Genomic DNA, 13,722 nt, shown 5'->3' with positions numbered 1-13,722 from the left:
AGAGGCGCCTTTACAAAGTGGCCAGCGTTTTAATCGGCATTGAGCGACAAAATCGCCTGAGATGCATCCTGTTTCATCTCTGTCTTGCTGTCGAGCAGGAAGACTCTTTCCGGGGCGACGGCTGCTCTGTCCACCAGGAAGGCCTTGATGGCCTGGGCCCTGGCCTGAGCCAGATTGGCCAGCTCGTTATTGCTGATCTCCTGAGCGCTGAGCAGTTGGTTGTAAAGGCCCATATGCCAGACGGTGAGCAGGGTATCTTCATCGACTCTTTCACCGTTGGCCTTTTCGGCAAGTCTTTGCTTCACTTTGTCTTTTTCCGCGTCGGCATCCAGTTTGAGCTGTTGCTCGAACAATTCCACCAGAGCATCTGCCAGCTTACCCTGGGTGGGGAAGCGACTGGCGCTCAGCTCGTCCGGCAGGGTTGCAAGCTTGCTGGCCTTGAGCAGTTGCTGCTGCAGTTTTTGCTCTGCCAGCACCTCACTGTCTTCTCGCAGTGCTACGCTGCCTTCAATGCTCAATTGCAGCTTGGGCCTGTCATCCAGCGCCTTGGCCAGCTTGCTCAGCTTATCCTCGGCGTCAGCGTCTAGCGTGGCTATACCGGGTTGGAAAGCGACCAGGTTCAGCTCTTCATCACTGCCAACCAGACCGGCCAATAAAGAGAAGGGGGCGGTGACCGCCTTGGTGATCACATTGGTGATGGCGGTCATCACTATGCTGCCGAAGCTGAAACTTGGACTATCGAGATCGCCTGAAACCTGTAAGCCAAGATCTATCACCCCATGTCTGTCTTGCAAAAGGGCGATAGCCAGGGTGATTGGCAAACTGGTGGCCAGATCGGAATCACTGGGTTTACCCAGTTTAAGCTGATCTATCACCAGATGATTGTCGCCTTTCAACTGGTTGTCTTCCAGTTGATAGTTGAGCGCCAAAGACAGCTGGCCTTTGTCTATGTAGTAACCGGCATAGGTGCCCGAATAGGGATTTACCGAGGTCAGCTCGACACTCTTGAATACTAAATCCAGATCCAGATAGGGTTTTTCCAGCAGTGGATTCACCTCTCCCTTTAGGGTGACCGGAGCATACTTGTCTATCTTGCCCTTGATATCGACACTGGCCTTGGTTCCCGGGGTAGAGGATAGCTGGCTTATCTTGCCTTCCAGCGCCTCGATACCGGAAGCAAAGTTAGGAGTGAGGGAGTTATCGGCAAAATAGGCCGAGCCGTTTTGGATGGCAATGCTGCCGATATCCAGTTTAAATGCCTTCTCTGCAGCTGCCCTGGCGGTGTTTTTTTCCTTGGCGGCAGTTTGCTGCGCTTGTATGTCGACGTTTTCTTGCGCCGCTTGAGATTGAGCATCCGCGCGGAGCAACTCGCCGATGTTGGTGCGCTTATCTTCGGTAATCATCACCTTGGCATAGGGCTGTTTCAAGAATATATTGCTGATTTTGAGGCTGTTTGCTTCGGAATCAAAGCTCATCGCATCTATCGCCATATTCTGCCATTTCAGCAGAGGCTCAAATGCCAATCCATCCTTGATAAGCAGTTTATCTATGTCGGCTTGCCCCTGAAAATGGGCCTTACCTTCGGCGTTGGCAGTGAACTTGCCCTGAGTGCTCAACTTGCCGCTTTCAAACTGCATATTGAGGTAGGGCGCCAGATAGGGCTGGAACTGCTGCAGCTCTAGCTCAGTTAGTGCCAACTCGCCTTTAATCGTGAGAGCCTTGGCATCTAACGCGCCGATGGAGGTGAACTGGCCTTGGCTGGTTTCCGGTGGGTTTTGGGCATCAGAACTCAGCGCCAGCTGCAACTGGTAGTCTATGTTTCCTTCGAGATCGGAACGCACGGGTCCTGTGGTGATATCCAATGGGTAGACACGCCAGTGGATACCATTGCTTTGCTGCTGCTCAAACAAGTTGAGATCGGCCTGTTTGAGATTGATTTTGCCTATGGTCAGCAGCCACTGTTTCTCTTGCCCCAGGGCTTTGTTTGGCTCAGCTGCTGGATGCGCTGTAGCTTTTTCTCGCGCTGTAGCCTTTTCATCTTGCGCTGTGGCTTTTTCTTTCGCTGTGGCCTTATTTTGCGCCTCGGTTTCAGTTGCCGCCTCTGGTTGGGTTACCGCTGGTTCCTCTTGCGCCTTGGCCGCGGTGTTATCGGGCTTGGCATGTGTGGCAGGCAGGGCGGGCATAAAGAGCTGCTGTAGATCCAGGCCTTGCTTATCCAGGCGGGCATCGGCCCACAGGCCTTGCAGCGCCAGTTCGTCGATATCAACACTCTGGTTATCGCCGTCCACCCGAATGTTATCCAGCGCCAACAGTGGCAACTTGACTCTGGCTTGCTGTTGGTCGGAGAACAGCAGATTTTCCAGAATAAACCGGCCCTTGTGGGCATGGTAATGCAGTTGGTCTTGTTGCTGTTTCAACTGGTACTGGCTTTGGAAGCTGAGTTCACCGTCGCTGAGCTTAGCGGCAATAAGCCCATCGGCAAACGGCCAGAAGGGCAGCAGGGAAATTTTGGCCAGTTGCAGCTCGCCGCTGACTTCGAGTGGCTGCAGCTGAAACTGTCCCTGAGTCTGCAACTGTCCATTATCGCTGCCGGTCAATGACAGGGCATAGCGGTTGGCATCTTTCGCCAGTATCGGTTTGTTCTCATCTTCCGGCAGACTGAGACTATATGCCTTGGTATCCAAAGCTTGTAGGCTGAAATTAAGCTTGTCGTAACTTAACTCGGTATTGGCGACCTCATCCTGGTAAGCGAATTTACCCTCTGTCACTCTGATATCCCGGGCAATGACTCTAAGCGGCGCAGAGGCTTTTTCCGTCGCCTCGGCTTGCGGTGTTCGATTGGCTTCAAGGTGGGCAAGCATATCGCTGAAGTTGAATTGAGCTTGGCCCTTCTCTGACGCAAGTCTTTGCACATTCACTTGTGGTTCAAGGAGATAGATATGATCTATGGCGATGGCCCCTTGAGTCAGCGAGCGCCAAAATGCCAGTTCCAACTCAAGCTGCGTGAAAGACACAAATACTTGCTGCGGGTCGCTCTCCTGCAGGGCGAAGTTATCCAGGCGGACTCTGAGAAGAAAAGGGTTGATGCTGATATCGTTCAGGCTGGCCTGACGCCCGAGCAGTTGTTGCAGCTGCTTGGGTGTTTGCGACTTGATCACCCAGGGAGCGAGTCCACCGAGCAATAGGGCATAGAGGCCATATGCTAGTAGTAGATAGATGCCGGCCTTGATGGCGAGCGGTGCCTGTCGAAAGCGGCTGATGAGCTGAGTCAGCAGATTGGGCATAGCGGTGTGAGATCCCTTGAAGCAGGTTTGCATCCATAATTGGGCGCTATTCTAACGTGTATTCGCTATTGTTGATAAGGCGGTTTTGTGTTTGGTTTTGTTACCATTAGGCTATTTATCCGGCCGTTATAAAACGCTTCTTTTACCAATCTGTCTGGCCGTTAGAGCTTTAGTTGGCAACATGAATGATCTTTACCAAACGGAGCGGATTCAATCTTCGCCGGATTGGGTGTATGTAATGGCAGCAATAATGGCGCCGCAGGGATCTTTTATCCAGCAGAAGCGACCGACCTGAGGAATGTTTTCCGGGCCGTAAAGGATATCGCCTCCCAACGCCTTGGCTTTGATGGCAACGGCGTCGACATCTTTGACGGTAATATAACCCGTCCAGTTGCTCGGCATGGCTGGCGCCGGACTGTCTGTTATACCGCCAATGCCGATACCTTCGTTTTCTATGATGTGGTAAGGCCCCTGCGGCAACTGCATGGTCTTGAAGCTCCATCCAAAAATTTCACCATAAAACCGCATCGCCCGCTCAGAATCATTGGCGGTCAATTCGTGCCAACTCAAGGCTCCATGGGTGTTAAAGGGGGAGTTCATAGATAGGTTCTCCTGAGACTGGCGGGCTGATAACTTGGCCGTTTTCATTAATCGACCCGGTTTGTTGAGCCCGCAATGAGTTCAGTTTTGAGTGTAGCCGAGTCAGCCGGGCTTTGTGGGTTTCTTTGGCGGGAGCTCTGGGGCGCGAAGGTAGCCATTGTCGCCTAAATCGGGAGGGCTCAAAGTCCGGCTTACATGGGGCAATCACCGCAAAGTGAGGGCGTTAGCTGATGGACTGGATGTAATCTGCAATCTCAGTGCGCCCCCACTCATGGGCAAACTCAAGTGCTCCCATATTTTTCATTGTTGGGCCGGTATAACGGACCCTTGTATCTATACCCGCTTCCACTAGCCGCTTCACAATATGGAGGTGGCCATAATGTATTGCAGTAAAAAGGGGATTGCGGTCTGGCTCAGAAATATCGAGTCTTGCGCCAAGGCCGATGAAGTAGTTCACGATATCTTCGTTGCCATTCGAAGCCGCCCTATGGATTGGACTGCTGCCACTGATACTGTCTTTGCTATCGATATCGGCTCCCAGCTTGACCAAAGCCTGGCACAATGCCAAGTTGTCATTATCAGCTGCAATATGAAGCATGCTGCCCAGTGGCGTTTGTAATCGAACCAGCTCTGAATTCATCTGCAATAAGTCGATTGCATCAGCGGTTCTCTTCTCCCTGATGCATGCCATCAGAGCCCTTAATTTCAGTATGACTGCTTCGTTCACTTATTTATCCGTCCTGACTTAATGGTTCCGAGTGGGTATCAAGCCTAATGTTTTCTAGAGTATGAGATTTATCAATAGCCGCATGTTGGTTGAGTTTTTCCGACAAAAAATGGGCAAACATTCACCATTGGCCAATAAACCTATGCTGTCGAATAAGGTTTATATGACGGCTTGTTTTATCAATACCTGTAGTGCTGCATTTGACAGAGGGTTACGGCCCCCACTAGGTGCAGAAATTCTTACTATTAGGGTTATCTGGGTTCAGGACTTGTATCCTAAAGTCTGGCGCCAGATTGAACCGTTTTATAACGCTTGATATTCGGTCAGATGTTAATGCAGAACCGAAATCCGAGAAAAATGGGATTGGATCATTATTGATAGCCCACATTTCATTCATTGTCTTGGCTAATTCTTTGGCTTGCTCCCAATCACCTGCAAATATCTTGGAGTAATCAAAATGCGGCCATGCCGCAATATCATCCTCCTTTGCCGAATCTTCGCTGAAGAGAAAGGATACACTGATCTCCGAGTGCCAAGGAAACACGCCTACGTCAATGATCCTTAGCTCTTTTTCGCCAAAGTCAGCTAAAGCTTGCCGCAATTTCCCTTCTAGCAGTTGTTCAATGTTTTCTCTGCTGTATTCCATATCCATTCCCATTTCTTTTGATGTCTTAATTAAGCTGTATAGGTTTATATGAACTGTTAGATTTCGCGCCTACTGACCTTTCCCGAGATTAGAATCAAGGATGCAAGATGTCGCATGTAGTCTTGCAAGCCGATGTTCAACTATTTAAATTAAAAATACAGTAAAAACCACTATGCCCATAACTCTTGTTGTAATTGTAGGAATTTTGCCAAGCGTTACCAAGTCCAGCAGTAATGTAACATTGTCTTGCTAGAATTTGATTGCACTTAAAAACTTAGAAATAGAGTTGTGTAACTTGAAAACACCAAACTCTATATCTACGTAGTACACGTTGCCTTCATTTTTTGGACCACTACCGATAAAAATCATTTCATCGCCTAGGGTGACAGCAATGGGGTTTGCATCAATACCTTCAAGATAAGGGTTATACCTTTCACGGATTGCTGTTACCTCTTCTGGCGGGATTATTTCAACTATCTCCAACTTCTTGTCAGGTATAAAATTACTCAACTCCTTATACTGAGCTACATCTATGTATTTTCCGATAATTTCTTCTGTGATGCTTTCCATTACTTCCCCGAGAGGTATCACGCCTCAAGTAGCGCTTCAGTTAGTTGACTTGTTAATTGAAAACTGATGTAAAAAGCAAAAATCAAGCTATCCACTGTAAAACAATAACTTAATCTTCTTTCTGTCTATATCAATATGCAACACCAGATGCAGAAGATTACTCATTATGGTGAATGTGGCCATATCAATGGCAAAAACGGCTTCCAATTCAAACAGTAACGATTCCACCCAACCACGGCGGTGGTCATAATTATTGCCCGAGTAGGCATCATCATCACACAGAAAGGCATGCCGCACCACGCGGCTGCAACAGTGGTAGTAAGGTGTATCTTCAAGGCTGATTTGAGTTCGGCGAGGGCGTGGCATAATAACCTCCTTGTTAAATGCTTAAAAAAAGCATAGTCGGAGGCTAACTACCGCGCCATTAACGTTGGGTGTCCACACTTTTTATCAGCGTACAGAACATCAATCTATACTCACCACCTAACATTCTTGCCAAAGGTATCTTTGGCTTGCTCTTCCTGTTGCTTCAACCACCTTGTTCTTTCACCGCTTTCTTGAATATAAATGCTCAAATCACGTATAGAGTCAAATGGAAGGCTATATGGAATGGAACGTAAATAAATAGATTGTACCGCTGTATTAAGGAATAAAGATTTTTGCTCGGGTTGGTTTAAAAACAGCTCCATTAATTGTGGATGATACTCTTTCATATCCTCGCTACCATGTTGACCTGCAGCAGCGTCAACACGATTCGCCATTAAACGAAGAACATCCGAAGTAAAACCATATTTTTCTATAATGTCAATTATATGACCCGATTGATATACCTCATGATCCAAATCATTTTGAAGTAAAAGCTCGATATACAACGGAATATATTTTTCATGATACATACAAAGAGCATAAGCTCCTGGTTCAGCAAGATGGTCTTCATCCCCACCCCAAAGTTCCAAAGTGGTTGTTTTACAGTAATTAGTGATATTGTAGATAAAAGTAACCGCTTTTCGCTCTAAAGTTGGATCAGTCGTAAATTTCTTGAACATCTCCTCTTCACTGACCGAACCTTCGGGAGTCACCACATTAATTTCAATAGGGCAGTTCCAGTCAATATCAGCGCGATACTCGTCGATTCTAGACGAAATATCAACATAAGCGTCGGCTAACTTAGTGAGTGTTTCTAAAGTATTAATTTCATCCACTTCAATATTGATAATAACTTCATCGTTACAGTTGTTAATCGTTTTTTTCACATCATACCTTGGAAATTAAAAATTTACTTATTGCACAAAAACTTTCAGTGCTCCGTTAAGAAGTTTACATAATATAAATAGCTTATAACAGCGATATAGTACGCATGCGCGTTTTAGTCCTCGGAGTGACCTTTCCCCGAGATTAGTACCAATCTCTTGATGAGATTTTCCAGCTTATGCTGCTTGCTTGGCATTCGCAACGGGCGGCATATAGTTCAGTGAACTATGAGGGCGAAAAGAAAAATCAAAATAAAAAATCAAGCCACCCATTATAAAACAATAACTTAATCTTCTTTCAGTCTGCGTTCAAGCACCGGTAGGGGATTTGAGCACCCGGAGGTAGAAAGATATCCTTGAGTTGCAGAGGTTTGATGAAATCGAACCGATTTCACGCAAAAATGCGAGATTTGAGCTGTGCTAGCCCTCCCCATGTTCAGGGGGGGGCAATGACTGCGGTTGAGATAAATCGCGTGGGGTTCAGGCCGTTTGAAAGTACTGGCAACTGGTTGCAAAATGCCGTCGTCGCTTCTCCAAGTGTTTGCAGTAACAGCTGAGCTCTTGCAAGGTGCCTACCGGTCCACGAAATAGTCTTCCAAATTCAGTGGTAAGCTTGAGCCAGTTCTCATGAGGGATATTCAACCGCATCAGTAGCTTGGTACTCTTTTCACTTATCGAACCTCGCTTATCATCGCGAATACAGCGCCCGGTATCATCCACCAATTCAAGATAATCCTTGAGCCCAAACGCAATACCACTGCGCAGGTTATCGCATTCATTGCCGATAAAGGGCAGTAGCTTGGCGGGTTGTTCGCATTTCAAGGCTGCCCGAATACGTAGCCGAATGCTGGTATGTGCCGACTGCTCAGGCGTATCGGCCATCTTGGCTCTGATGGGATTGAGGTCAACGTAGGCCATGCAGGTTAACACCGCGGCCTCATCCAGTAAGGCTTGTGACTTAAATCTTCCCTCCCACAAATTTATCCGGAATAAATTTGAACAGCTTTAGCTGGCCCGCAGGGAGAGCGCCAGGGATGGCGGCGAATAGAATCGGCCGGTACAGTTATCTTCCTGATTGGCTTGACGCGCTATCGGTTCGTTGAGACAACGCATGAACCAACTGATGTCACATAACCTGCTGCGATAAATCGCAATAGTATGCTTCAGCCTGGGAACTGCATGCGCTTCAATCAGCTCACCCTGGGTGAATTTGCGGGTTAACTCATCACCTTTGAACAGCTTATGCCATTGCTCAAGCACTTCTCTGTCTGTCCATCGGTTTGCTGTCTCTATATCGATATGCAATACCAGATGCAGATGATTACTCATGATGGCGAATGCCGCCACATCAATGGCAAAGACGGCTTTCAGTTCAAACAGTAAAGATTCCACCTAACCACGGCGGTGGTCATAATTTTTACCCGAGTAGGCATCATCACCACACAGAAAGGCTCGCCACACCACGCGGCTGCAACAGTGGTAGTAGGGCGTATCTTCAAGGCTGATTTGAGTTCGGCGAGGGCGCGGCATAATAACCTCCTTGTTAAGTGCTTAAACAAAGCATAGTCGGAGGCTAACTTCCGTGCCATTAACGCTGGGTGTCCATATTGTTACAAACCAAACAACGGAAAAGACGTCAATCTTGATGGCCTTGTTATATTCATTTTTGATCAATGGCACGACCAACTGAAACACTCCACTTCCCATTGTGAATTATTCGCTGGTGCGGAATCGTGCTATTTATGATTTCACTTTTGGTTAATTGGGACAGAGATTCCCATTCACTGTTGAATATATAAGTAGCGTTATCTAGGTGAATGCTTTCAAGAACGTATATATCTTTATCTTTGAAACCGTAAACAAAATACCCACTAAATCCAGCCCTACCAGTAGCAAGAAAATCCGGTTTTCTTTTTGCGATGATGCGCATTCTATACTCAATTACTTCCTTATCTTTTTCATCAAGGTTTTCTGTGGCCTTGTGGATTATGGGTTTGGATTTATCCCAAGGATATTCCCCTGGAGGCAGAACGTCCCATTGCAGCCTTTTTAGTTTTGGCCCAATAATTTGGTTTTTCTCTGTATCAAAGATTTCAAACTCAGAAAAACACTCAAGCATTACGTTAGTAACATGAATGTTTCTTTTCTCTTCTGATTCAATCAAGCTAAGTTCGGAGCTTGATATATGCAACCTTCCATTAATCTCAATTATTTCTAGTGTTTCTGACGGAGCAGGAATGTATTCGCGTGGATACTTATCCATAGTTCGGGTTTTAATGCCGTAATGGATTCCACCATGCCAGTCTCTTGAAGCACCATAAAACATGACTGATTCAGATTCCTTAGGGAGGTCTCTTCTTACCTTTATATCTCCATTATTGTTAAAGGCTGTGTATTTACCCATTGTCGAAGGGATCAAGTAATCCCCGACGCTCGGGTTTTGATCAAAACCAAGTGCTTTCCGCAGCTCCTCAGAGACACCTTCGAGTAGAACTGTGAAGCGCACCTTTTTTGCCGCCCCTACTGTTTTAAGGATCTTCGTTAGTGATCGGACTGACTTCCCTGAAAACTTCATTTAGTACTCCTGAATATAACGCCGCGCTCTGCGGCAAATTTGGAGCGCAGCGGAGAGTTTGTCCGACAGCAGCGCTTTGTTAGCTGATTTTCTCCAAAGTATAGATAATACCTTGTCGAGGTAATACCCCACCTTCAACTTTGAAATTTTTGTGTGTATCACCTTCTGATATCGTTTTAAGCTCATTAGATAAAGATGGATATACCGTAAATCTATAGCCTTTTGGAAATACTGCATTAATGTTTAAATCAATTATTGGATATTTTGTATGCTGACAGTCATATACTTTGTCAGAAAAAATTGTTGAATACTCAAAGGTTGACTCAATATAATCATTTGATGGAACCGTTACAGTGTAGCTAACTAACTTGCCGCCATTTTCAAGATCATCAATTTTTATATTCTTGTTGTTTGATACATCGCTTGGATGATATTCAATCAGTGCTGTACCGTCACTTGATAGGCATTGAGCTTTTTTGATTTCTTGATTTCCAGAAGACAATGGCTCCATACTGATTTTCACGGGATCAGAGACGGGTTCCTTACTGACATTATGTAATTCATAATGAGTAGTAGCTGTCATCTTGATTTTTCCACTTTCCTCTGAAAACACAAAAGTCCAATGTGCCTTTTTTCGTATTGCCTTGTTTTCAATTATTTCTGTTTTGACAATTTGAAATATCTCTTTTGGAATTAGTGTTTTAAATAAAGCATCAAATACGTTTATGTTCACTGCCTCCCTGAGTTTTTCAAGTTCTTTTTCATGCTTTTCTTTTTGATCTTGCTCTAGCTTTCTAGCAACAAATATCGTTGCAAATAGAGCAACTGCCAACCCATAAAAGAAATTTGCGATTAACTTATATATTTGCACCGCAGCAGGAACAACCACGACAGTTTTTTGCTCTGTTTTATTGGGACCAGTTGCAACTTCTACACTTTCATATGTAACTGCATAGTTATTTCCTTGAAAGTCAATAAATACGCCCACTAGAACCGAGATCAAGATTAAAATAAGCCATCCATATAGCTTATAATCTTTATTTTCGTTACTCATTAATACTCCGAAATTTGTATGATTGATTTCAGCTAACAGCTGTATAGCACGCATGCGCGTTTTAGTCCTCGGAGGAGTGTAAACGCGCATCGCTATCTGTTTGTATTAGCTGGATATAATACAATTTAGTCCTAATATCCCTTGCAGCTAAACGCGCATGCGCGGTTTCCAAACCTATTATCTACCCGCTGCACTTTTTAACTATATGAATTTAATGATATTTTTTTTAAAGTTACGGAAATAACGCGCAAACTTAGCTGCAACTTCCCGGCATTTTGTCGAGAATGTCAATAATACTGTATAAAAAATCAGTTATTAGGCACTTACCATGAGCGCTTCAAGCCCTGCAACCAAGGGCCTTAAAACCAAGCACCTTAAAACCAAGCGCCTTAAACCCAAGCCCCTAAAACTCAAGCCCGACAAAAAGCGTTAAGTAAAGCCATAGCTACCGCACGGGCGCGACATGTTGTTCGTCCCTGAATACCGTTACAAACGGAAAAGTATCCTTGTCGCAGAGCGTTCGCTTAAGAAAAAGCTAAAGCTAACTGGTTGAATTGGCTATACAATACCCAGTACCTATTAGTAAAACAATTAGCTTAAGGTCAAGTTTTTTAACAAAGGCAATAAAACCCTGATTTTGTGGGGGTTGGCAACATAATTAGCTATTAAAACAACTTTGCCCGGCAAATCATATGAGCAATATTCCAATTGTTAAATTGCCTGTTTCAGTGCTTGATGGCTGGGGGCTATTTCAGTTGTTATCGCCGACCAATACCGCTAAGTCTACTTGGGTTTGTGTGCTCGTTGAAAACGGCTGCCAGGATGGGCATGAACGGGAACAGGCTTGGGGGGAGGGCAGCCTAAAGCTGCTGCCAGAGAAGCTTTTCTATGTTAGCCTTGCCTTGTTTAAGAAGTTTATTGTCGTTTTGCCTTTGGCAAATAGTAAGATTTCAACTTGTATTCAGGGATGAAAAATGCAAATACGTTTGGCTACTGAAATGGATTTGGAGCAACTGATCCTGTTGTTTGATGAATATCGGCAGGAACTGGGGCAAGAGTCGGATCTCGGTCGTTGTCGCGAATTTTTACGCTGTCGCTTGCAGGAAAATGATTCGATGATCTTTATCGCCACCGAAGGCGATTACCCATTGGCATTCACTCAGCTCTTTCCTTCATTCTCTTCTTTATTACTCCAGCCCTTGTGGTATCTCGATGATCTCTTTGTATTGCCCGATTACCGTGGTCAGGGGATTGCCAAAGAACTCACCCATAGAGCCCGTACTCTGGCACAGGATGCCAAGGTGCTGGTAGTGAAACGCCAATTGGGTGAGTCCTCCATGTCGGCAACCGGGGATGACACAGAGCAAGGTCTGTATCACGCACTACTTTAATCGACTGCCCCCTGTTTGCTACCATTAGCGGGTTTTAATTTCAGGGGATTTTAGATTGAAAACAGCAGTACAACAGACACCTGTGCTCGACAAGAGCGCGGTTACCAATCTCTTGGCGCTGGCCATTATGCTGACCGGCTATGGCATGCACTCAGATGTGTTATTTAACATCGGCCTATTTGCCGTATCCGGCGCCATTACCAACTGGCTGGCGGTGCATATGTTGTTTGAAAAGGTGCCGGGTCTCTATGGTTCAGGGGTGATCCCGGCTCGTTTCGAACAGTTTAAGCAAGCGATCAGCGAGCTGATGATGGAGCAGTTCTTCTCTGAGGCCAACATAGACCGTTTCCTGTCTACCCGCTCGGACAAGCAGAGCCTGGATCTCTCCGGTGTTATCACCAAGGTAGACTTGGCTCCGGCCTTCGATGCTTTGGTGGCCACGGTTGCCCAGTCATCATTGGGGGGCATGTTATCCATGTTTGGCGGCGCTGAAGCTCTTACTCCGCTCAAGCAACCCTTTATTGAAAAGATGCAACAATCGCTGGCAGATATTGCCAAGAGTGATGATTTTTACGAGCTGCTCAAGGGCGAGCTGGAGCAGCCCGGAGTGATGGCCGATATGCGCAGCCAAATTCAGGATATTGTCGAGCAGCGGTTGGCCGAGTTAACGCCGCAGTTGGTCAAAGAGATGGTGCAGCAGATGATTAAAACTCACCTGGGCTGGCTGGTTGTCTGGGGCGGTGTCTTTGGCGGTTTGATAGGGCTGGTCAGCGTATACCTGCAACGCTTGCTATAACTTGGCTATCAGGCATTGGCGATAAGCGCGGTCAAGTAGAAGCTTTTCAGCATATTAAGTATTACAGCAATCAAGTCGCTCAAGCGGCGGGAGGAAATCCATGGCGTTACATCATACGATTAACTATCTTGAACTTCCCGCCCGGGAACTGGAAGCCACTAAAGCGTTTTTTCAGGCGGTGTTTGGTTGGGGCTTTGTTGACTATGGCCCGGACTACAGCTGTTTTACCCAGGCCGGGATCGATGGCGGTTTTTTCCGTTCATCGGTGAACTTCGATACCCTCAATGGCTGCCCGCTGTTGGTGCTCTACTCAAATGATTTGAATGCCAGCCTGGAGGCCGTGAAGGCCCATGGCGGCGAGATCAGTAAAGATATTTTCAGTTTCCCCGGCGGTCGGCGCTTTCATTTTCGCTGCCCGAGCCAAAACGAGTATGCCGTCTGGTCTGAATAGCCCCGGACGCTTCTGCCTTTACAAGGAAGGATTATGCCTCACTGTATTATTGAGTATTCGGCGCCCCTGGCGCAGCAGTTGTCGATTGCCAAGCTGGTTCAGGCGGTGCACCAAGGTGCCATAGACTCAGGCTTGTTCACACCATCTGCCATCAAGAGTAGGGCGTATGCCTGTGAGCATTTCCTGGTAGGGGAGGACAGCGCGCAAAGCTTTATCCATGTGCGTTTAGCCATTATGCCGGGGCGCACCGATGAGCAAAAGCAAGCCCTGACCCAAAGCGTGTTTGCCGCACTGGAGCCGATTGCGGTCAAAGCCGACAGTGTATCGCTGGAGGTTACTGAGCTGCATCAGCCAAGCTACCTTAAGCGCGGTAGCTAA

Annotated in this window: 13 protein-coding genes and 2 pseudogenes; 5 read left to right on the top strand and 10 right to left on the bottom strand. The window is 46.4% G+C overall.

Annotation, left to right across the window (positions count from 1 at the left end):
* Nucleotides 1-29: 29 nt before the first annotated feature.
* The 10 genes and pseudogenes from K5621_RS12265 to K5621_RS12220 form a co-directional block, all read right to left on the bottom strand.
* Nucleotides 30-3,284: a DUF748 domain-containing protein gene (locus K5621_RS12265; protein ID WP_221049367.1), complete on the bottom strand. Its 3,255-nt coding sequence runs from the start codon at nucleotides 3,282-3,284 to the stop codon at nucleotides 30-32.
* 210 nt (nucleotides 3,285-3,494) lie between these two features.
* Entirely contained in the window at nucleotides 3,495-3,884 is a 390-nt protein-coding gene (locus tag K5621_RS12260) for a VOC family protein (RefSeq protein WP_100145662.1), read from the bottom strand.
* A gap of 223 nt (nucleotides 3,885-4,107) precedes the next feature.
* The gene (locus tag K5621_RS12255) at nucleotides 4,108-4,611 is read right to left on the bottom strand and encodes an ankyrin repeat domain-containing protein (protein ID WP_100145663.1); all 504 of its coding nucleotides are present in this window, start codon (nucleotides 4,609-4,611) and stop codon (nucleotides 4,108-4,110) included.
* A 223-nt stretch (nucleotides 4,612-4,834) separates the two neighbouring features.
* The gene (locus K5621_RS12250; RefSeq protein WP_221049366.1) at nucleotides 4,835-5,263 is read right to left on the bottom strand and encodes a hypothetical protein; all 429 of its coding nucleotides are present in this window, start codon (nucleotides 5,261-5,263) and stop codon (nucleotides 4,835-4,837) included.
* A 243-nt stretch (nucleotides 5,264-5,506) separates the two neighbouring features.
* Nucleotides 5,507-5,827: a hypothetical protein gene (locus K5621_RS12245; protein WP_071477401.1), complete on the bottom strand. Its 321-nt coding sequence runs from the start codon at nucleotides 5,825-5,827 to the stop codon at nucleotides 5,507-5,509.
* A gap of 123 nt (nucleotides 5,828-5,950) precedes the next feature.
* A pseudogene (locus K5621_RS12240) lies at nucleotides 5,951-6,193 on the bottom strand (transposase); the annotation flags it as partial.
* A gap of 110 nt (nucleotides 6,194-6,303) precedes the next feature.
* Entirely contained in the window at nucleotides 6,304-7,080 is a 777-nt protein-coding gene (locus tag K5621_RS12235; RefSeq protein ID WP_100145666.1) for a hypothetical protein, read from the bottom strand.
* A 477-nt stretch (nucleotides 7,081-7,557) separates the two neighbouring features.
* Nucleotides 7,558-8,607, bottom strand: a pseudogene (locus K5621_RS12230) (transposase).
* Between the two features lie 130 nt (nucleotides 8,608-8,737).
* Nucleotides 8,738-9,652 carry a hypothetical protein gene (locus K5621_RS12225; RefSeq protein WP_221049365.1) on the bottom strand — a complete coding sequence of 305 codons (915 nt, stop codon included), beginning with the start codon at nucleotides 9,650-9,652 and terminating at the stop codon, nucleotides 8,738-8,740.
* A 79-nt stretch (nucleotides 9,653-9,731) separates the two neighbouring features.
* Nucleotides 9,732-10,760: a hypothetical protein gene (locus K5621_RS12220; protein ID WP_221049364.1), complete on the bottom strand. Its 1,029-nt coding sequence runs from the start codon at nucleotides 10,758-10,760 to the stop codon at nucleotides 9,732-9,734.
* 638 nt (nucleotides 10,761-11,398) lie between these two features.
* Between K5621_RS12220 and K5621_RS12215 the strand changes: the two genes are divergently transcribed.
* The 5 genes from K5621_RS12215 to K5621_RS12195 all read left to right on the top strand — a co-directional run bounded on the left by K5621_RS12215 (nucleotide 11,399) and on the right by K5621_RS12195 (nucleotide 13,722).
* Nucleotides 11,399-11,677, top strand: coding sequence for a hypothetical protein (locus K5621_RS12215; protein ID WP_100145669.1), 279 nt, complete (start codon nucleotides 11,399-11,401; stop codon nucleotides 11,675-11,677).
* A 3-nt stretch (nucleotides 11,678-11,680) separates the two neighbouring features.
* On the top strand, nucleotides 11,681-12,097 hold the full coding sequence (locus tag K5621_RS12210; protein ID WP_221049363.1) for a GNAT family N-acetyltransferase: 417 nt from the start codon (nucleotides 11,681-11,683) through the stop codon (nucleotides 12,095-12,097).
* 127 nt (nucleotides 12,098-12,224) lie between these two features.
* Complete coding sequence (locus K5621_RS12205; RefSeq protein WP_100145821.1) at nucleotides 12,225-12,893, top strand: DUF445 domain-containing protein; 669 nt, start codon at nucleotides 12,225-12,227, stop codon at nucleotides 12,891-12,893.
* 100 nt (nucleotides 12,894-12,993) lie between these two features.
* Nucleotides 12,994-13,344 carry a VOC family protein gene (locus K5621_RS12200; RefSeq protein WP_039035489.1) on the top strand — a complete coding sequence of 117 codons (351 nt, stop codon included), beginning with the start codon at nucleotides 12,994-12,996 and terminating at the stop codon, nucleotides 13,342-13,344.
* A gap of 33 nt (nucleotides 13,345-13,377) precedes the next feature.
* Complete coding sequence (locus K5621_RS12195) at nucleotides 13,378-13,722, top strand: 5-carboxymethyl-2-hydroxymuconate Delta-isomerase (protein WP_221049362.1); 345 nt, start codon at nucleotides 13,378-13,380, stop codon at nucleotides 13,720-13,722.

It is taken from the genome of Shewanella carassii (assembly GCF_019670705.1).
GTDB classification, from domain to species: Bacteria; Pseudomonadota; Gammaproteobacteria; order Enterobacterales; family Shewanellaceae; genus Shewanella; species Shewanella carassii.
Note: the sequence above shows the minus strand (reverse complement) of the source record. Positions and strands in the feature narration are given on the sequence as shown.